Here is an 18,783-nt window from a genome sequence, read left to right as displayed (position 1 = left end):
TACGGGTCCTACGCGCCCGCGGGGGCGACGAGCCGGTAGCCCACGCCGCGCACGGTCTCGATCAGGGTGGGCATCCTGAGCTTGGAGCGCAGGGACGCCACATGAACCTCGAGCGTGCGGCCGGTCCCTTCCCAACTGGTGCGCCACACCTCGCTGATGATCTGCTCCCGGCGGAAGACCACACCCGGCCGCTGCGCGAGCAGCGCCAGCAGGTCGAACTCCTTGCGGGTCAGCTGCACCGTCGCACCGTCGACACTGACGCGCCGGGTGGACAGTTCGACGGTGACCGGGCCGAGCCGCAGCGCATTGTCGGCGGCGCTCGCGCCGGCCTCGTCGCCGCTCGCGGTGCGCCGGCTGACAGCATGGATACGGGCCAGCAGCTCCCCCGTGTCGTACGGCTTGACGACATAGTCGTCGGCGCCGAGATTGAGCCCGTGTATGCGGGAGCGGACATCGGCCCGCGCCGTCACCATGATCACGGGCGTCGCGGTGAGCTTCCGTATCTTGCCGCACACCTGGTAGCCGTCCTGGTCCGGCAGCCCCAGATCCAGCAGCACGACCCCGAACGCCGGCTTGGCGGGATGCGAGGCGGGCAGCACGGCGTGCAGCGCCTCCTCGCCGTTGCGGGCGTGCACCACCTCGAAGCCGTGCCTCGCGAGGACCGCGGACAGGGCAGCGGCCACGTGGTCGTCGTCCTCGACGAGCAGCAGTCTCATGGCCCCCCTCCGGTCGTGCGGTCGTCATGTGCAGTATCGCGGTCGTCTGCAGTAACTCAGTCGTGTGCAGTATCGCGGACTTGTGCAGTATCAGGGCATGGTTGCCCGAAGTACCAGGGCCACAAGACCATGCCCGCAGGGACAGTCAAGAGGCTTCCCGTCACATGCCCGGTTCCGTTACCCACCCGGTACGCCGATCACCTCCCCGTTCACACATAGTGTCCGGTTGCAGCCGGATCGTTATGCTCAATTTCCGCTCAGATGTAATGACACTGGTCGCACCGCCTCATTAACGTCCTCCCAACCGAGGAGGACGGAGCAAGAAGCCGATGAGCGGAGTTTCAGTGACCAAGGGCGCCGAGGACGCCGTACCCACCGCGGGCGACCTGGTCGTGCTGAGCAACGTCAACAAGCACTTCGGCGCGCTGCATGTGCTCCAGGACATCGACCTGACCATCGCCCGCGGCGAGGTCGTAGTCGTGATCGGGCCCTCCGGGTCCGGCAAGTCCACGCTGTGCCGCACGATCAACCGCCTGGAGACGATCGATTCCGGAGCCATCTCGATCGACGGGAAGCCGCTGCCCCAGGAGGGCAAGGAGCTCGCCCGGCTGCGCGCCGACGTCGGCATGGTCTTCCAGTCGTTCAATCTCTTCGCGCACAAGACGGTGCTCGAGAACGTGATGCTGGGCCAGCTCAAGGTCCGCAAGGCGGAGAAGAAGACCGCCGAGGAGAAGGCTCGCGCCCTGCTCGACCGGGTGGGCGTCGGATCACAGGCCGACAAGTACCCGGCTCAGCTCTCCGGCGGTCAGCAGCAACGTGTCGCGATCGCACGGGCGTTGGCCATGAACCCCAAGGTCATGCTCTTCGACGAGCCCACGTCTGCACTCGACCCCGAGATGATCAACGAGGTGCTCGAGGTCATGCAGCAGCTGGCCCAGGACGGGATGACGATGGTCGTCGTCACCCACGAGATGGGTTTCGCGCGCTCCGCCGCCAACCGGGTCGTGTTCATGGCCGACGGCAAGATCGTCGAAGAGGCCACGCCCGACGAGTTCTTCAGCAACCCGCGCAGCGACCGGGCCAAGGACTTCCTGTCGAAGATCCTGCACCACTGAGCCCCAGACCAGCTGATCACTTACATCGCGTCAACTCTAGGGAAGTCACCATGAAGCTTCGCAAGGTCACCGCCGCTTCGGCCGCTGTGCTCGCGCTCGCCCTGGCCGCCACGGCCTGTGGCTCCGACAAGAAGGACAGCGACTCGGCCGGCGGGGGCGGGGGCGGCAAGAAGATCACGATCGGCATCAAGATCGACCAGCCGGGCATCGGCCTGAAGACGCCCGACGGCAAGTACACCGGCTTCGACGTCGACGTCGCCACGTACATCGCCAAGGAGCTCGGCTACGACGCCAAGGACATCACCTTCAAGGAGACGAAGAGCGCCGACCGCGAGACGGCGATCGAGCGCGGCGACGTCAAGTTCATCGCCGCCTCCTACTCGATCAACGACAAGCGCCTGGCAAAGGTCGACTTCGCGGGCCCGTACCTGCTGGCCCACCAGGACATCCTGGTCCGCGCCGACGACAGCGACTTCAAGTCCCCCGCGGACCTGAACAACAAGAAGCTGTGCTCGGTCACCGGCTCTACCTCCGCGACGAACGTCAAGGAGAAGCTCGCCCCGAAGGCCCAGCTGCAGGAGTACGGCGGCTACTCCGAGTGCCTCACCGGCCTGGAGAACAAGGTCATCGACGCGCTGACCACCGACGACTCGATCCTCGCCGGTTTCGCCGCGCAGGAGCAGTTCAAGGGCAAGTTCAAGCTGGCCGGCTTCAAGATGAGCAACGAGAACTACGGCATCGGCCTCAAGAAGGGCGACGCCGACCTCAAGAAGAAGATCGACGCAGCCCTGACCAAGATGGTCTCCGACGGCTCCTGGGAGAAGTTCGTGAAGGCCAACTTCGGCCCGGCGAACTACAAGAACGAGCCCGCGCCGAAGATCGGCAACATCGTCAAGTAGTGCAGCAGGGCTGACGAGGCGCGCCGCCGTGCGGGCGGTGCGCCTCCCCTTTCCACACGCCACACGCGGAAGCGCGGGAGATCGTGTTCGACTTTTCTCAAGATTACGACCTACTGGGGGCCTTCTGGGTGACGGTGCAACTCGCCGTCTACTCCGCCCTCGGTTCCCTGATATGGGGAACGCTGTTGGCCGGAATGCGGGTCAGCCCGGTCCCCCTGATGCGCGGTTTCGGCACCACCTATGTAAACGTGGTCCGGAACATCCCCCTGACCGTCATCATCCTCTTCACCTCGCTGGGCCTGTTCCAGACGCTGAGCGTCACGCTCGGCGCGGAGGACTTCAAGACGATCAACTTCAGGCTGGCGGTGCTCGGCCTGATCGCGTACACCTCGGCCTTCGTGTGCGAGGCGCTGCGCTCCGGCATCAACACGGTGCCCGTCGGCCAGGCGGAGGCGGCGCGCGCCCTGGGTCTGAGCTTCACCCAGGTGCTGCGGCTCATCATCCTCCCGCAGGCCTTCCGCTCGGTTGTCAATCCGCTGGCCAACGTGCTGATCGCGCTGACCAAGAACACCACGGTGGCCGCCGCGATCGGTGTTCTCGAGGCCGCGAACCTGATGAAGACCATGATCGAGGCTGAGGCCCAACTCATGCTGATCTCCGCCATCTTCGCGTTCGGATTCATCTGCCTCACCCTCCCGACCGGGCTGATCCTCGGCTGGGTGAGCAAGAAGGTGGCGGTGAAGCGATGACATCCGTCCTCTATGACGCCCAGGGAACGCGCGCCAAACAGCGCAACGTCCTGTACACGGTGCTGTTCCTGCTCGCTCTCGGGGGCGTGCTGTGGTGGGTCTACGACAGCCTCAACTCCAAGCACCAGCTCGACTGGATCAAGTGGAAGCCGTTCTTCACCGACTCCCAGCCCTGGGAGACGTACCTCTGGCCCGGGCTCGAGAACACGCTCATCGCCGCGGGCCTCGCCCTGGTGATCGCACTGCCCCTCGGAGCGCTGTTCGGCATCGGCCGGCTCTCCGATCACCTGTGGGTGCGCATGCCGTCCGGCATCGTCGTGGAGTTCTTCCGCGCCATCCCGGTACTGGTCCTGATGATCTTCGCGAACGCGGCGTACTCCGAGTTCGAGGGCATCAGTGCCGAGCAGCGTCCCCTGTACGCCGTGGTCACAGGTCTCGTTCTCTACAACGCCTCGGTGCTCGCCGAGATCGTACGGGCCGGAATCCTGTCCCTCCCCCAGGGCCAGACCGACGCGGCCAAGGCGATCGGTATGCGCAAGGGCCAGACGATGCGGTACGTGCTGCTGCCGCAGTCGGTGACCGCCATGCTGCCCGCCATCGTCAGTCAGATCGTGGTCATCGTGAAGGACACCGCCCTCGGCGGCGCGGTGCTGACCTACTCCGAACTGCTGGCATCGGCTCGTCCGATGAGCGCCAACTACGGCGCGAACACCATCGCGTGTTTCACCGTCATCGCCCTGATCTACATCGCGGTGAACTTCACGCTGACCTCGTTCGCGAGCTGGCTTGAGGGCAAGCTGCGACGCGCCAAGAAGAGCACGGGCGCGGTACTGGGCGCCACAACCGTCGAGGACACAGCCCCGATCTCGGTGGCCGGTGACTTCAAGTCCGGCGCCGGAGGCGGCGGCATCTGACCGTACGGTTCCAACCACGGAGGCAGCGGCGCGCGGCGCCGCTGCCTCCGTCGCTTGACGCAAGCACCCGCAGTGGGTTGCATACGTTCTGTGATCGCGCACCGGCCTCCAACCGAACCTTTCCGTACGACCCTTCGGGCCCGAGGAGTCGCGCCGTGGACCCGGTGATCATCGTCGGCGCGGGCCCCGTCGGGCTCGCGCTCTCGCTCGCCCTCGCCCAGCAGGGCGTCCCCTCCGTCGTGCTCGACGAGGGCGGCGACAAGGACGAGCTGCGACCCGCCCGCACGGTCGTCCTGCGCCCCGACATCACCTCGATGGTGGAACGGCTCGGCTGCACCACTGTCCGTGACGAAGGAGCCCGCTGGGTCGGCTGGCGCTCCATGCGACGCCGGCAGGACGTACGGCAGCTCTCGTTCGGTGACGAGGGCGCCCCCGCGCCGCTGCACATCCCTCAGCACTCCCTCGCACGTGGCCTGCGGGACGCGGTCGCCGCGCAGCCGTTGATCCGGCTTGTCACCGACAGCCGAGTGGACTCACTGGAGCAGGACGCACGCGGGATCAGCGTGCACACCCGCGGACCCGGGGCGACCTGGTGGCGCGGCAGTCACCTGGTCGGGTGCGACGGGGCCAGGTCGACGGTCCGCAAGCTCCTCGGCATCCGCTTTCCGGGCCGCACCGCGGTGGAGCGGCACGCCGTCGCCGCCCTGCGCACCGAACTCCCCTGGCCGGACGAGGCGTTGCTGCACCGCCAGCCGCCGTGGCGCACGGGCGGTGAGGAGGTCACGGCCCGACCGCTGCTGGACGACGTCTGGCGGCTGGACTGGCTGCTGCCGCCGCGCGGCGAACTGGTCACCCCCGACGCCCTGGTGGCGCGCGTACGGGACACGCTCGCCGGCTGGTGCGGCCAGACACCTCCGTACGAGCTCATCGACACCGGCGTGTACACGCTGCACCACAGGCTCGCACGGCGCTGGCGGGTGGACCGGGCCTTCCTCGCGGGCGACGCCGCGCATCTGCTGGGGGCGCTCGGCACGCAGGGGCTCGACGAAGGGCTGCGGGACGCGGACAACCTGGCGTGGAAGCTGGCACACGCCTGGCACCACGGCCCGTGCGAGCCATTGCTCGACAGCTACCAGGCGGAGCGGCGGGCCGCAGTCGCCGCCCGGCTGCGCGCGGCGGACCAGTCGCTGCCGATACTGCGCGGCGGCAGCGGGCTGCGTACGTACCTCCCGGGTGCCGCGCGCGGGCACGACGCGCTGCTCACCGACGGCCATCTGGGGCACGGGCCGCTGGGCGCGCCCCCCGTGTACACGCACTCCCCGCTCGCACCCGCATACGCCCCTTCCCAGACATTCGTCGGTACGGAGACGGGCGCACCGGTCGCGGATGTGAGGGTCACCACACCGGACGGGACGAGCGCACGGCTGCGGGACCGGCTGGGGCAGGGGCAGCTGCTGGTGGTCCTCGTCGCTCCGGGCACGGGAGTGTGGGACCGGCGGCACTGGGTGAGCGCGGGCGTGATGCCGCGGCTGGCGGCGGCGGTCACCGCGCTGCCGGTACGGGCAGAGCTGTTGGTGACGGAGAGCTACCCCGGCGCTTCGGCGCACACGGTGCTGCTGGTGCGGCCGGACGGTCATCTCGTGGCGTCGTTCGCGGGGGTGCGGCCTGCGGAGCTGTACTCGGCGGCGGACGCGGCGCGCGGTGGCTCCCCGTCAGCGGAACGCAGTGACCGTACAGCGGACATCAATTGACCCTCGAGGGCGCGCATGATGTACTCCGGAGCGTGACCGACACCGATGTGCGCCTGTGGCGGAGGGTCCATATGGACCTCGTCCGCTATGCGGGCTGCGTGTGTCGGCCGTCCTGCTGAATTCGCCTGCCCTCGCGCTGTGGCCCGCCCGGCCTGCGCGCCCCTCAGCGAACTTCCAGGACGGTTTCCGTGTCCCAACCTGTTTCCGCCTCCGTACGCACGGAGTCAGCGGCGCCGACCGCCGCCGAACTGCTCGACTTCGTGCGTCGCTCTGCCGCCGACGCCGAACTCATCGCATCGCTTCCGCTCGATCCCGAGGGCCGTACGTGGGTACGGCTCGAGGGCCCTGGCGGCAGTGAGGCCTGGCTGATCGGCTGGCCGCCGGGCACAGGCACCGGCTGGCACGACCACGCCGAGTCGCACGGCGCGTTCGCCACGGCCACGGGCGAGCTGAAGGAGAACTCCCTCACCGTGCGGCTGCCCGCGAGCGGCTGGAAGACCCTGGAGCTGAACGAAGGGGTCGACCGCGAGCGGCAGTTGGGTGCGGGCAGGGGCCGGTCCTTCGGGAAGCACCATGTGCACGAGGTGCTCAACGAGTCGACGACCGAACATGCGGTCTCGGTCCATGCGTACTATCCGCCGCTGCCGCTGCTCCGGCGCTTCAGCCGGTCCGGTGCGGTGCTCCGTCTTGAGCAGGTCGAGCGTCCGGAGGACTGGCAGTGAGCGAGCATCTGGGCATAGACGAGCTTCTCGAGCGGGTACGCGAGGACCTGGACCGGGTCGACCCGAAGGAAGCCTTCGACGCGGCCGCGGAGGGGGCGCTGCTGGTGGACATCCGCTATGCCGCGCTGCGCGAGCGGGACGGGCTGATCCCGGGCGCGCTGGTCGTGGAGCGCAACGAACTCGAATGGCGGCTGGACCCCCAGGGCAGCCACCGCGCCCGGGAGGCGGTCAGCCACGACCTGCGGGTCGTGGTCATTTGCAACGAGGGCTATGCCTCGTCGCTGGCGGCGGTGTCCCTGCGCCAGCTGGGCCTGCATCGCGCGACGGACCTGGTGGGAGGCTTCCAGGCCTGGAAGTCAGCGGGACTGCCGGTCGAACGCTGACGGGGCGCGGCCGCGGTCCGGGTCGCACCGGCAGCCGCGTCGCGGGGGCGGCCCCGGCACGGTTAGAAGCCGCCGTCCTCCGGCAAGTCCGCCACATCCTCGCCCTCTTCCTCGAGCGCCCGGCGGACCACCCTCAGCGCCATGCCCTCCGGGTAGCCCTTGCGGGCGAGCATGCCTGCAAGGCGGCGCAGCCGGCGGTCGCGGTCCAGGCCGCGGGTCGCGCGGAGTTTACGTGCGACCAGTTCGCGCGCGGTCTCCTCCTCCTGGTCGGAGTCGAGCTGACCGACCGCCTCGTCGATCAGGACAGAGTCCACCCCCTTGGTGCGCAGCTCCCGCGCCAGAGCGCGCCGGGCCAGACCCCGGCCGTGGTGCCGGGACTCCACCCACGCGTCCGCGAAAGCCGCGTCGTCGATCAGTCCCACGTCCTCGAAGCGGGAGAGGACCTCCTCGGCCACCTCCGCGGGGATCTCCCGCTTGTGCAGCGCATCCGCCAACTGCTTGCGAGTGCGCGGAGTCCCGGTGAGCAGGCGCAGACAGATCGCCCGCGCCCGCTCGGCCGGGTCCTGGGGCGACAGCTCCTTCTCGGCCCTCGACGAGTCGGCGCTGTCGCCCGGCCATTCGGTTCGCCGGGCCACGGGCTAGCCCTTGGCCGCCGCCGTCTTGGCCGACTTGGCCTTGGAGGCGGGCGCGGGTACCGACTTCGCCCCGTCCCCGGCCGGAGCGGCCGCACCGGCGCCGGCACCGGCGGCGTCCGCGCCGGGCTCGGCGGTCGGGGCCTCGGGCTTGACGCCGACGCCCAGCTTCTCCTTGATCTTCTTCTCGATCTCATTCGCGAGATCGGGGTTGTCCTTCAGGAAGTTGCGGGCGTTCTCCTTGCCCTGGCCCAGTTGGTCGCCCTCGTACGTGTACCAGGCGCCCGCCTTCCGGACGAAGCCGTGCTCCACGCCCATGTCGATCAGGCCACCCTCGCGGCTGATGCCCTGGCCGTAGAGGATGTCGAACTCGGCCTGCTTGAAGGGCGGCGCGACCTTGTTCTTGACGACCTTGACGCGGGTGCGGTTGCCGACCGCGTCGGTGCCGTCCTTCAGGGTCTCGATACGGCGGATGTCGAGCCGCACCGAGGCGTAGAACTTCAGCGCGCGACCACCGGTCGTGGTCTCCGGCGAGCCGAACATCACACCGATCTTCTCGCGCAGCTGGTTGATGAAGATCGCCGTGGTCTTCGACTGGTTCAGCGCGCTGGTGATCTTCCGGAGCGCCTGGCTCATCAGCCGCGCCTGCAGACCGACGTGCGAGTCGCCCATCTCGCCCTCGATCTCCGCACGCGGCACCAGCGCGGCGACGGAGTCGATGACAATCAGATCGAGGGCGCCGGAGCGCACGAGCATGTCGACGATCTCGAGCGCCTGCTCGCCGTTGTCCGGCTGGGACAGGATCAGGTTGTCGATGTCGACGCCCAGCTTCTTCGCGTACTCGGGGTCGAGCGCGTGCTCCGCGTCCACGAAGGCCACCGCGCCGCCCGCCTTCTGGGCGTTTGCCACGGCGTGCAGGGTCAGGGTCGTCTTACCGGAGGACTCCGGGCCGTACACCTCCACCACACGGCCGCGCGGCAGGCCGCCGACGCCGAGCGCGACGTCGAGTGCGGTCGACCCGGTGGGGATGACCTCGATGGGCTCGTTCGGCCGCTCACCCAGGCGCATCACCGCGCCCTTGCCGAATTGCCGTTCAATCTGTGCGAGCGCGGCGTCGAGCGCCTTCTCGCGGTCGGTTCCTGCCATGGGTTCCACCCGATTTGCTTGAGTCGATCGCTTCACGTCAAAGACGCTAACCCCTGCCACTGACAATGGGCCCCGACGTCCGTCCAGCCTGTGGATAACTCCCGGAAACCGAGACGGAGGACCGAGGCGGAACCGAGGGCCGGAATCCCATAAGAATGGATGTTCGATTTTGGTGTCAAGCGGCACCACACGGCCGCCTCAGGGCCGGTCGTCGGCCTCCGGCCCGGCGCCCCCGCTCCGGTCGGTATCGCCTGCCTCGGTGCCCCTGTGCGCGTCGCGGTCCTTCTGCACCAGGCCGCGCAGCCGGGCCAGCGCCTGGCCGCCGCCTCGTCGCCGGTGGCCGTGGACCCGCGGGTCGTCGGTCACCGCGTACCGCTTCACATACGCGCCGAGGAACGCCTGGAGGGTGGCCACCGCCGGGATCGCGATCAGCGCGCCGACCGCTCCCAGCAGCGCCGTACCCGCGACGACCGAGCCGAAGGCCACCGCAGGATGGATGTCGACCGTCTTGGAGGTGAGCTTGGGCTGCAGCACATAGTTCTCGAACTGCTGGTAGATCACCACGAAACCGAGTACCCACAGCGCGTACCAGGGGTTGACGGTGAAGGCGATCAGCATCGGCAGCGCGCCCGCCAGATAGGTGCCGATCGTCGGGATGAACTGCGAGACCAGCCCCACCCAGACGGCGAGCGCCGGTGCATACGGCACGCCAAGGATCTCCAGCAGGATGTAGTGCGCGATTCCGGAGATCAGCGCCATGAGACCGCGCGAGTAGAGATAGCCGCCGGTCTTGTCGACGGCGATCTCCCAGGCGCGCAGCACCTCGGTCTGCTTGGCAGGCGGCAGTACGGAGCACAGCGCGCGCCGCAGCCTGGGCCCGTCGGCCGCGAAGTAGAACGAGAACAGGAAGATCGTCAGCAGTTTGAACAGCCCGCCGAGGACCGTCGCGGAGATGTCCAGCACGCCGCTCGCGCTGTTCTGTACGTACTTCCGCAGCCAGTCCGAGCGCAGCAGGCTCTCCTGGACCTCCACCCGGGAGAGCTCGGTGTGGAAGGTGTCGTTGATCCAGCGGATGACCGAGTCGATGTACCTGGGGAAACCCTCGACCATGTCGACGATCTGACCCGCCAGCATCGAGCCGAGGAGCACTATGAAGCCGGCGCCCGCGATCAGCACCACGAAGAACACCAGGAAGGTGGCCAGCCCGCGGCGCATACCGCGTGCAGCCATCCTGCCCACTGCCGGCTCGATCGCCAGCGCCAAGAAGAAGGCGATCAGGATGTTGATCAGCAGCCCGATGAGCTGGTGGAAGGCCCAACTGCCCAGCTGGAAGCAGGCGTAGAGCGCCAGCCCGAGCACCATGGCACGCGGCAGCCAGCGGGGCATGCGGGCACCGGATCCGGCCACTGGTGGGGCGGGCGGCGTGCCCGGCGGGATCACATCCCGATCAGCCGTGTGCTGTTCGGTCGTGTGCTGAGCGGTCGCCTCCTGGGCGGCCGTGTCCCGATCGGTCACGTCCTGCGCTGTGCTGTCCTGCTCGGTCTTGTCGGTCTCGGCCACCTTGCCAGTGTCGCCTACGGCCGCCGCCGCTCATCGACCGCACCGGATCTCATGGCTCGAACCGTCTCCCGCTGATCAATTCGCGGGCAGATCACTGCTTCTCGGGCGGGACGCCGACCGCCGCACAGACCCCGCGCCACACGTCCTTCGTCTCCCAGCCGGCCGCAAGCGCCTCATGCACCGTTCGGCCCCCGAGCTCGGCCATCACATGGTCGCGCGCGAAGGAGTCGGCATAGGCAGGACCGAAGTGGTCCGCCATCCGCTCCCAGAAAATCGTCAACCGCATGACGCCAGTATCCCGCCCCCGGGGGTGCGGTCCGTCCGTCCCGCATGCCGAAAGCCCTTTCCGCTCTACGGTCTGCAACATGGCTGGAACAGGAGCAACCCCCGCGCCCTCGCGCACGTCTCCCCTCTCCCGCGCCGAGCACTTCATCTGGCTGACCGCCCGGGTGCTCGAGCAGCGGAGGTTCGCGTACCACTTCCTGGGCGGCGACTCGGACACCGTCGAGACCGCCCTGGCCGCCTACCTCAACGAGGACGGCGGCTACGGCCACGCACTCGAACCCGATCTGCGCGGGCCGGTCAGCCAGCCCCTGCACACGGCGCACGCCCTGCGCATCCTGGACTCCATCGGCCGCTGCGGCGGGCTGCGCGTGGAACGGATGTGCCGCTATCTCACCGAGGTGTCGACGAGCGACGGGGCGCTGCCCGCGATCCATCCCTCACAGCGCGGCTATCCGGCCGCGCCCTTCATCCCGATCGTCGACGACCCTCCGAGCGACCTGCTTGCGACGGGCCCGGTGGTCGGACTGCTGCACCGCAATCAGGTGTGGCACGCGTGGCTGTTCCGGGCCACCGACTTCTGCTGGGCCGCCGTAGACGGTCTCGAGAAGTCCCATCCCTACGAGATCGAGGCCGCTGTCGCGTTCCTGGACGGGGTGCCGGACCGCTCGCGCGCCGAGGCCTCGGCTGACCGTCTCGGCCGACTGGTGCGTAAGCAGCGCCTCGCGGCTCTCGACCCGGACCGGCTGGAGGATTACCCGGTCGCGCCGGGCTATGCGCCGGGCGAGCACCACTTTCCGTACCACTACGCCCGTACGCCGCAGTCGCTCGCCCGCCGATGGTTCACGGACGAGGAGATGGCGCGCTCGCTGCAGCATCTCGCCGCCGAACAGCGCGAAGACGGCGGCTGGCCGGTCAACTGGCGTCAGTGGGCGCCCGGGACCGCCCTCGAGGCGCGGCCGATCGTGACGATCGAGGCGTTGCGTACGCTGCGGGCGCACGGTCACGCCATCGGATGACGCGACGCCCCGGCCACTGTCCGCGGCGCCCTCGGTCAGCCTCCGAGCGCGCGCACGCCCGCCGTGACCGCCACTGCCGCTCCGACGACCACCAGGAAGGGTGCGCGCAGAACCAGGGCGACCGCTGCTGCCGCAAGCCCCGCCGCGCGTGCGTCCAGGACGAGAGAGCTGTCCGTACTGAACGTCTGCTGCGCGGTGAGCGCTGCCAGCAGAGCGACGGGCAGCAGCGCGGCCAGCCGCTGGACGAGCGGACGTTCAAGGGCGCCGGCCGGCACCAGCAGGCCGGCCAGCTTGACGAGATAGCAGCCGACGGCGGTCGCCGCGATCGCGATCCAGATGCTCATCGTTCCTCGCTCCTCTGCTGGTTCCTCTGCTGGTGCCGGTTCTTTGCGAGCTTCTTCTCGTTCCTGGCGATCGTGCGGCCCTTGAGCCACAGGACGGCGGGCGCGGCCAGCGCCGCCGCCAGCACCGGCACCCCTGCGGGCAGCACCGGCAGGAACCCGAGCCCCAGTACGACCGCGAGCCCGGCGACGGCCCGCTCGGTCGTCGTGCGCAGCATGGGCGCGAGCAGTGCGAGGAAGACCGCCGGACCCGCGGCGTCGAGGCCCCAGGCGTCGGTGTCACCAAGGGCCTCGGCGCCCAGCGCCCCGAGGAGCGTGGTCAGGTTCCACAGCACGTACAGCGTCAGCCCGGTGACGGTGAAGCCGAGGCGTACGGCCCGCCGCGTCGGCTGGGCGAGGGCGACGGCTGTGGTCTCGTCGATGACCCAGTGCGCGGCGAGCGGACGCAGAAAGCGGGGCAGCGCGAGCAGTTGCGACAGCCGCAGCCCGTAGAAGGCGTTGCGTACACCGAGGAAGAAGGCCCCCGCTGCGGCGGTGAGCGGGTTTCCGCCGGCCGCGAGCGCGCCGACGAGCGCGAACTGCGAGGCGCCGGTGAAGACCAGCAGGCTGAGCGCACAGGTCTGCAGCAGGGTGAGGCCGGCTCCCGCGGAGGTCACACCGAAGGCGAAGCCGGAGAGGCCGACGGCGAGGCCGACACCGAGCGCGTCGCGGACGACGGCGCTGTCGGGTTTCGCCGCGGGCCGGGTGCCTGTCTCTGCGGGTGTCTCTGTCCCCGCCTGTGCAGGTGTTTCCGTCACTGTCCGTGCAGGTGTCTCTGTCATGGTTTGTGCAGGTGTCTCTGCAGCTGTCTGGGTGGGTGCCGTCTGCTCTTCTGCCACGTCCCGGACGCTACGTCGGCGCGCCGCCCCCGGTCTTGTACGTTCTTGCGCGCTCCCGCTGGTAGGCCCCCGGCGGAACCCCGACGATCCGGGTGAAATGCCGGTTGAGATGCGGCTGGTCGGTGAAGCCGACCGCGGCGGCGGCCTCCGCGGGCGCGGTTCCGGCCTCCAGAAGGCGGCGCGCGCTACGCACGCGCGCGTTGGTGAGCCAGCTGTGCGGCGGCATGCCGTATGCGGCCTTGAAGGCCCGCAGCAGCGCGAAGGGGCTGGTGCCGAGCTCGTGCGCCAGCCGCTCCAGGGACGGCGGTTCGGCCATGCGTTCCTCGAGGAGGTTCCTTGCGAGGGCGGCGGTGCGGGTTCCGGCCGCAAGCGGCGTACGCGCGGGCAGCGACTGGCCGTGGCTGCGCAGTAGCCGGACCACGGCGATCCGCAGGAGGCTGTCGGCGGCGAGCGCGTTGCCCTCCTCCGCGGCCCGGTGCACGGCAGCGATGAGCCGGGCGGTGTCCTCGTCATCGACGATGGTCTCGGCGAACCCCACGGTGCCGCGCAGGGTCGTCTCCTCCTCGGCGATGTCGGCGATCAGCTGCGAGGACGGGTAGAGCGTGGCGTACGACCAGCCTTCGGGGACCCCGGCGTGCGCGGAGTGCGGCACCTCCGGGTTGATCATGACGACGGTGCCAGGACGGGCCCGGATCGTGCCCTGCGGCATGATCACGTCCTCGATGCCGCGGCGGACCGCGCCGAGGACGAAGCCTTCATGGCTGTGCCGGGCGAAGGAGTGGCGTACATAGCGGGCACGGAGCAGGTCGAGTCCGGGCACGCCCGGAAACTGCCAGTGCCTGGCCCACTCGTCCTTACGCTCCGCAGCCATGGACCCATTCTGCGCCCTCCCTCCAAGTCCCTGACCTGCACGTCCATGTCCTGGACACCCGTTGTCAGTGGCGCGGTGCACGATGGGGGGCATGGCCAGGACTGCACTCGACTCCTTCTCTCCCGCGACCCGGAGCTGGTTCACGGGAGCCTTCAGCGCGCCCACCGCCGCGCAGGAGGGGGCCTGGCGGGCCATCGAGGAGGGCTCGGACGTGCTGGTCGTCGCCCCGACCGGCTCCGGCAAGACGCTGGCCGCCTTTCTGGCCGCGCTGGACCAGCTCGCCTCCGCGCCTCCGCCCGCGGACCCGAAGAAGCGCTGCCGTGTGCTCTATGTGTCTCCGCTCAAAGCCCTCGCGGTCGATGTGGAGCGCAATCTCCGCAGCCCGCTCACCGGGATCCGGCACGAGTCCGTGCGGCTGGGGCTGCCCGAGCCGAAGGTGCGGGTCGGTATCCGCTCCGGCGACACCCCGGCCGCCGAGCGGCGGTCGATCGCAACCAAGCCGCCGGACATCCTGATCACGACGCCCGAGTCGCTGTTCCTGATGCTGACCTCATCGGCGCGGGATGCGCTCACGGGCATCGAGACGGTGATCCTCGACGAGGTCCACGCGGTCGCCGGGACGAAGAGGGGCGCGCATCTCGCCGTGTCGCTGGAGCGGCTCGACGAGCTGCTGCCGCGCCCGGCCCGGCGGATCGGTCTGTCGGCGACGGTGCGGCCGGTGGACGAGGTGGCGCGCTATCTCTCGCCGCAGCGCAAGGTGGAGATCGTCCAGCCGCCCTCGGGCAAGGAGTTCGACCTGTCGGTGGTCGTGCCGGTCGAGGATCTGGGAGAGCTGGGCGGCTCCCCCGCCTCGGACGCCTCGTCCTCGCCCGACGGCAGCGCGGAGAAGCCCTCGATCTGGCCGCACGTCGAGGAGAGGATCGCCGATCTCGTCCAGGCGCACCGCTCGACGATCGTCTTCGCCAACTCCCGTCGACTGGCTGAGCGGTTGTGCAATCGCCTCAACGAGATCGCGTACGAGCGCGCCACGGGTGAGGCGATGCCCGAAGGGGCACCGCCGGCCGAGATCATGGCGCAGTCCGGGGCCGCGCAGGGCGCACCGCCGCTGCTCGCCCGCGCGCACCACGGCTCGGTCTCCAAGGAACAGCGCGCCCTGGTCGAGGAGGACCTCAAGGCGGGCCGGCTGCCCGCGGTGGTCGCCACCTCCAGCCTGGAGCTCGGCATCGACATGGGTGCGGTGGACCTGGTGGTCCAGGTCGAGTCGCCGCCGTCCGTCGCTTCCGGCCTCCAGCGCGTGGGCCGCGCGGGCCACCAGGTGGGCGCGATCTCCACGGGCGTGGTGTTCCCCAAGTACCGCGGCGATCTGGTGCAGGCGGCCGTGGTGACTGAGCGGATGCGCAGCGGCTCCATTGAAGCGCTGCGCGTCCCGTCCAACCCGCTGGATGTGCTGGCGCAGCAGCTGGTCGCGATGGTCGCCCTGGACACCTGGCAGTTCGACGACCTGCTGGCGCTGGCGCGCCGCGCCGCACCCTTTGCCTCGCTCCCCGAGTCGGCCTTCACCGCCGTCCTCGACATGCTCGCCGGGCGCTATCCCTCCGACGCATTCGCCGAGCTGCGCCCGCGCGTGGTGTGGGATCGAGTCGCGGGGACGGTCACGGGCCGGCCGGGCGCGCAGCGGCTCGCGGTCACCTCCGGCGGCACGATTCCGGACCGCGGTCTGTTCGGCGTCTTCCTGGCGGGTGCCGACCCCAAGAAGGGCGGCGGCCGGGTCGGTGAGCTCGACGAGGAGATGGTGTACGAGTCGAGGGTGGGCGATGTCTTCACCCTGGGCACCACCTCATGGCGTATCGAGGACATCACGCGCGACCGGGTGCTGGTCTCGCCCGCCCCCGGCGTGCCGGGCCGGCTGCCGTTCTGGAAGGGCGACCAGCTGGGCCGCCCGCTCGAACTGGGCCGTGCGGTGGGCGCGTTCCTGCGGGAGGTCGGCGCGCTGTCTGAAGAGGACGCCCGGCTGCGACTGCTGGCCGCCGGTCTGGACGCATGGGCCGCCGACAATGTCCTCGCCTATCTCGACGAGCAGCGCCGTGCCTGTGGCCATGTCCCGGACGACCGGACGATCCTGGTGGAGCGTTTCCGCGACGAGCTGGGCGACTGGCGGGTGGTGATCCACTCCCCGTTCGGCGCCCAGGTGCACGCCCCCTGGGCGCTGGCACTTGGCGCCCGCCTCGCCGAACGGTACGGCATGGACACGCAGGTCATGCACGCCGACGACGGCATTGTGCTGCGGCTGCCCGACGCGGATCTGATGAGCCTGGACCTGCTCGATCAGGACCCGGTCCACCTGGATACGACGTACGACAGCGAGCAGGCCCCGGTCGGCGCGGCGGACGCCGTCTTCGACAAGGGCGAGATCGATCAGATCGTCACCGACCAGGTGGGCGGCTCCGCGCTGTTCGCCTCCCGGTTCCGTGAGTGCGCGGCGCGTGCGCTGCTGCTGCCCCGGCGCAGTCCGGGCAAGCGCACCCCGCTGTGGCAGCAGCGTCAGCGCGCTGCCCAACTGCTCCAGGTGGCGAGCGAGTTCGGGTCCTTCCCGATCGTCCTCGAAGCGGTCCGCGAATGCCTCCAGGACGTCTTCGACGTGCCGGGACTGACCGAGCTGATGGGCGACATCGAGTCCCGCCGGGTCCGGATGGTCGAGGTCACCACACCCGAGCCCTCGCCCTTCGCCCGTTCGCTGCTGTTCGGCTATGTCGCGCAGTTCCTGTACGAGGGGGACTCGCCGCTCGCCGAGCGGCGCGCCGCCGCCCTCTCGCTGGACTCGCGGCTGCTCGCCGAACTGCTCGGTCAGGCCGAGCTGCGCGAGCTGCTGGATGTGGAGGTGCTGGCCGAGCTGGAGAGCGAGCTCCAGTGGCTCACCGAGGACCGCCGGATCAAGGACAGTGAGGGCGTCGCCGACGTGCTGCGGGTCCTCGGCCCGCTGACCGACGCCGAGTTGACCGAGCGCGGTGGCGATCCGCAGTGGGCTCGGGATCTGGCCGCATCGCGCCGGGCCATCCGGGTCCGGCTCGCGGGCGCGGACCACTGGGCGGCGATCGAGGACGCGGGCAGGCTGCGCGACGCCCTGGGCACGGCGCTTCCGGTGGGCGTTCCGGAGGCGTTCACCGAGCCGGTCAAGGACCCGCTCGGGGACCTGCTCGCCCGATTCGCGCGTACGCACGGGCCGTTCACCTCGACCCAGGCCGCGGCCCGCTTCGGCCTCGGTGTGGCCGTCACGGAGGGCGCCCTTCAGCGCCTCGCGGCGAACGGGCGAGTCGTACAGGGCGAGTTCCACCCGTCCGGCATCGGCCAGGAGTGGTGCGACGCGACCGTGCTGCGGCGGCTGCGGCGACGCTCGCTGGCCGCCCTGCGCCAGGAGCTGGAGCCCGTCCCGCCGGCCGCCCTGGCCAGCTTCCTCCCGCAGTGGCAGCACCTGGGCAGCAACAGCCTGCGTGGCATCGACGGACTTGCCCGCGCGGTGGAGCAGCTCCAGGGAGCCGCGGTGCCCGCCTCCGCCCTGGAGAAGCTGATCCTGCCGTCCCGGGTGTCCGGGTACGCCCCGGGGATGCTCGACGAGCTCACCACGACGGGCGAGGTCGTCTGGGCCGGAGCGGGCTCGCTGCCCGGCAAGGACGGCTGGATCTCCCTCTATCTCGCCGACGCCGCCCCGCTCCTGCTGCCCCAGCCGCATCCGCTGGAGCTCACCGCGCTCCACGAGTCGGTGCTCAACGCCCTCTCCCCCGGCTACGGTCTGTTCTTCCGCCAGATCGCCGACCAGGTCCGGGCCACCACCCACCCGGACGCCACCGATCCCCAACTCGCCGACGTCATCTGGGACCTGGCCTGGTCGGGGCGGCTGACCAATGACACCCTGTCGCCGCTCCGTTCGCTGCTCGGCTCGGGCCGCACCGCCGGGTCGACGGCTCATCGCGCCAGACGGACAGTGCCGCGCGGGCGGTACGGCAGCCTGGCGGCGGCGGCCCGCCCCGCCTCGCGTACGGGTCCGCCGACGGTGAGCGGCCGCTGGTCCCTGCTCCCGGCCACCGAGCCCGATCCGACCCACCGCGCCCACGCCATTGCCCGCACCCTGCTCGACCGCCATGGCGTGGTGACCCGCGGTGCGGTGGCAGCCGAGGGTGTGGAGGGCGGATTCTCCGCCACGTATCGCATCCTCTCCGCCTTCGAGGACAGCGGTCAGGCACGGCGCGGCTATGTCGTGGAGGGGCTTGGGGCGGCCCAGTTCGCGATGGACGGTGCGGTCGACCGGCTCCGCGCGGCGGCCACCGCCCGGGAGCGGGCCGAAGTGCAGACGGCGCCGCAAGCCGTGGTGCTGGCCGCCGCCGACCCCGCCAATGCCTACGGCGCCGCGCTGCCCTGGCCGGAGCCACCGACGGGGGCCGGGCACAAGCCGGGCCGGAAGGCGGGTTCCCTGGTCGTCCTGGTCGACGGTGAGCTCACCCTGTACATGGAGCGCGGCGGCAAGACCCTGCTGGCCTGGGCGACCGACCCGGATTCCGCCGCGCTCCACGCGGCGGCCGGGGCGCTGGCCCGAGCGGCCCGCGCGGGCGCGCTCGGTACGGTCACCGTCGAGCGGATCAACGGCATACCGGCCCTGACCTCCCCACTGGGCCGTGTGCTGGAGACAGCGGGCTTCCACGCCACACCCAGGGGCCTGCGGCTGCGGCCTTGAGGGGGCAGGGTGCGGGCTGCGCCTAGCGGCGGGACCACGCGGCGGAGCCGCAAAATCGGACGCAGCCCCCTTCCCGCTG

General features: G+C 70.2%; 18 protein-coding genes. 10 read left to right on the top strand and 8 right to left on the bottom strand.

The features are described 5' to 3' along the window. Positions 1-8: 8 nt before the first annotated feature. Positions 9-716, bottom strand: a complete 708-nt coding sequence (locus tag ACI2LP_RS30880) for a response regulator transcription factor (RefSeq protein ID WP_404727826.1) — start codon at positions 714-716, stop codon at positions 9-11. Between the two features lie 329 nt (positions 717-1,045). Between ACI2LP_RS30880 and ACI2LP_RS30875 the strand changes: the two genes are divergently transcribed. From ACI2LP_RS30875 to ACI2LP_RS30840, 8 genes are all read left to right on the top strand, one after another. Then, complete coding sequence (locus ACI2LP_RS30875; RefSeq protein WP_404727825.1) at positions 1,046-1,831, top strand: amino acid ABC transporter ATP-binding protein; 786 nt, start codon at positions 1,046-1,048, stop codon at positions 1,829-1,831. Positions 1,832-1,881: 50 nt separating this feature from the next. Continuing rightward, positions 1,882-2,730, top strand: coding sequence for a glutamate ABC transporter substrate-binding protein (locus tag ACI2LP_RS30870; RefSeq protein WP_404727824.1), 849 nt, complete (start codon positions 1,882-1,884; stop codon positions 2,728-2,730). Positions 2,731-2,813: 83 nt separating this feature from the next. Next, entirely contained in the window at positions 2,814-3,479 is a 666-nt protein-coding gene (locus tag ACI2LP_RS30865) for an amino acid ABC transporter permease (RefSeq protein ID WP_404727823.1), read from the top strand. Then, the gene (locus ACI2LP_RS30860) at positions 3,476-4,393 is read left to right on the top strand and encodes an amino acid ABC transporter permease (RefSeq protein WP_404727822.1); all 918 of its coding nucleotides are present in this window, start codon (positions 3,476-3,478) and stop codon (positions 4,391-4,393) included. Before ACI2LP_RS30865 ends, ACI2LP_RS30860 begins: the two co-directional genes overlap by 4 nt. 155 nt (positions 4,394-4,548) lie before the next feature. Beyond that, positions 4,549-6,144: an FAD-dependent monooxygenase gene (locus ACI2LP_RS30855; protein ID WP_404727821.1), complete on the top strand. Its 1,596-nt coding sequence runs from the start codon at positions 4,549-4,551 to the stop codon at positions 6,142-6,144. A 71-nt stretch (positions 6,145-6,215) separates the two neighbouring features. Then, entirely contained in the window at positions 6,216-6,263 is a 48-nt protein-coding gene (locus ACI2LP_RS30850) for a hypothetical protein (protein ID WP_309506048.1), read from the top strand. Positions 6,264-6,332: 69 nt separating this feature from the next. Next, entirely contained in the window at positions 6,333-6,866 is a 534-nt protein-coding gene (locus ACI2LP_RS30845) for a cysteine dioxygenase (RefSeq protein WP_404727820.1), read from the top strand. Beyond that, the gene (locus ACI2LP_RS30840; RefSeq protein WP_404727819.1) at positions 6,863-7,249 is read left to right on the top strand and encodes a rhodanese-like domain-containing protein; all 387 of its coding nucleotides are present in this window, start codon (positions 6,863-6,865) and stop codon (positions 7,247-7,249) included. Before ACI2LP_RS30845 ends, ACI2LP_RS30840 begins: the two co-directional genes overlap by 4 nt. Positions 7,250-7,311: 62 nt before the next feature. Here the strand turns inward: ACI2LP_RS30840 and recX are convergent, their stop codons facing one another. The 4 genes from recX to ACI2LP_RS30820 all read right to left on the bottom strand — a co-directional run bounded on the left by recX (position 7,312) and on the right by ACI2LP_RS30820 (position 10,873). Continuing rightward, entirely contained in the window at positions 7,312-7,884 is a 573-nt protein-coding gene (gene recX, locus ACI2LP_RS30835) for a recombination regulator RecX (protein WP_404727818.1), read from the bottom strand. Between the two features lie 3 nt (positions 7,885-7,887). Continuing rightward, positions 7,888-9,027: a recombinase RecA gene (gene recA / locus ACI2LP_RS30830; protein ID WP_404727817.1), complete on the bottom strand. Its 1,140-nt coding sequence runs from the start codon at positions 9,025-9,027 to the stop codon at positions 7,888-7,890. 198 nt (positions 9,028-9,225) lie between these two features. After that, entirely contained in the window at positions 9,226-10,413 is a 1,188-nt protein-coding gene (locus tag ACI2LP_RS30825; RefSeq protein WP_404727860.1) for an AI-2E family transporter, read from the bottom strand. A 265-nt stretch (positions 10,414-10,678) separates the two neighbouring features. Beyond that, a complete protein-coding gene (locus tag ACI2LP_RS30820; RefSeq protein WP_404727816.1) occupies positions 10,679-10,873 on the bottom strand; it encodes a DUF3046 domain-containing protein in 195 nt (64 codons plus the stop codon). Between the two features lie 79 nt (positions 10,874-10,952). Between ACI2LP_RS30820 and ACI2LP_RS30815 the strand changes: the two genes are divergently transcribed. Continuing rightward, positions 10,953-11,888, top strand: coding sequence for a hypothetical protein (locus ACI2LP_RS30815; protein WP_404727815.1), 936 nt, complete (start codon positions 10,953-10,955; stop codon positions 11,886-11,888). A gap of 35 nt (positions 11,889-11,923) precedes the next feature. Here ACI2LP_RS30815 and ACI2LP_RS30810 read toward each other — a convergent pair whose 3' ends face one another. From ACI2LP_RS30810 to ACI2LP_RS30800, 3 genes are all read right to left on the bottom strand, one after another. Further along, positions 11,924-12,232, bottom strand: coding sequence for an AzlD domain-containing protein (locus ACI2LP_RS30810; protein WP_404727814.1), 309 nt, complete (start codon positions 12,230-12,232; stop codon positions 11,924-11,926). Next, entirely contained in the window at positions 12,229-13,050 is an 822-nt protein-coding gene (locus tag ACI2LP_RS30805) for an AzlC family ABC transporter permease (RefSeq protein WP_404727813.1), read from the bottom strand. Before ACI2LP_RS30805 ends, ACI2LP_RS30810 begins: the two co-directional genes overlap by 4 nt. Before the next feature lie 67 nt (positions 13,051-13,117). Next, positions 13,118-13,978, bottom strand: coding sequence for an AraC family ligand binding domain-containing protein (locus ACI2LP_RS30800; RefSeq protein ID WP_404727812.1), 861 nt, complete (start codon positions 13,976-13,978; stop codon positions 13,118-13,120). Between the two features lie 91 nt (positions 13,979-14,069). Between ACI2LP_RS30800 and ACI2LP_RS30795 the strand changes: the two genes are divergently transcribed. Beyond that, positions 14,070-18,704, top strand: coding sequence for an ATP-dependent helicase (locus ACI2LP_RS30795; RefSeq protein WP_404727811.1), 4,635 nt, complete (start codon positions 14,070-14,072; stop codon positions 18,702-18,704). Positions 18,705-18,783 lie beyond the last annotated feature (79 nt).

The organism is Streptomyces sp. NPDC019890 (assembly GCF_044903445.1).
Lineage (GTDB): Bacteria > Actinomycetota > Actinomycetes > Streptomycetales > Streptomycetaceae > Streptomyces.
This window is presented reverse-complemented; position numbering and strand designations above follow the sequence as displayed.

Excerpts from the sequence above, each read along its gene's own strand:
- recA (WP_404727817.1), bottom strand. The coding sequence starts at position 9,027 with ATGGCAGGAACCGACCGCGAGAAGGCGCTCGACGCCGCGCTCGCACAG.
- ACI2LP_RS30860 (WP_404727822.1), top strand. The coding sequence starts at position 3,476 with ATGACATCCGTCCTCTATGACGCCCAGGGAACGCGCGCCAAACAGCGC.
- ACI2LP_RS30825 (WP_404727860.1), bottom strand. The coding sequence starts at position 10,413 with ATGCCCCGCTGGCTGCCGCGTGCCATGGTGCTCGGGCTGGCGCTCTAC.
- ACI2LP_RS30800 (WP_404727812.1), bottom strand. The coding sequence starts at position 13,978 with ATGGCTGCGGAGCGTAAGGACGAGTGGGCCAGGCACTGGCAGTTTCCG.
- ACI2LP_RS30805 (WP_404727813.1), bottom strand. The coding sequence starts at position 13,050 with ATGACAGAGACACCTGCACGGACAGTGACGGAAACACCTGCACAGGCG.
- ACI2LP_RS30875 (WP_404727825.1), top strand. The coding sequence starts at position 1,046 with ATGAGCGGAGTTTCAGTGACCAAGGGCGCCGAGGACGCCGTACCCACC.
- ACI2LP_RS30795 (WP_404727811.1), top strand. The coding sequence starts at position 14,070 with ATGGCCAGGACTGCACTCGACTCCTTCTCTCCCGCGACCCGGAGCTGG.
- ACI2LP_RS30880 (WP_404727826.1), bottom strand. The coding sequence starts at position 716 with ATGAGACTGCTGCTCGTCGAGGACGACGACCACGTGGCCGCTGCCCTG.
- ACI2LP_RS30810 (WP_404727814.1), bottom strand. The coding sequence starts at position 12,232 with ATGAGCATCTGGATCGCGATCGCGGCGACCGCCGTCGGCTGCTATCTC.
- ACI2LP_RS30815 (WP_404727815.1), top strand. The coding sequence starts at position 10,953 with ATGGCTGGAACAGGAGCAACCCCCGCGCCCTCGCGCACGTCTCCCCTC.
- ACI2LP_RS30820 (WP_404727816.1), bottom strand. The coding sequence starts at position 10,873 with ATGCGGTTGACGATTTTCTGGGAGCGGATGGCGGACCACTTCGGTCCT.
- ACI2LP_RS30870 (WP_404727824.1), top strand. The coding sequence starts at position 1,882 with ATGAAGCTTCGCAAGGTCACCGCCGCTTCGGCCGCTGTGCTCGCGCTC.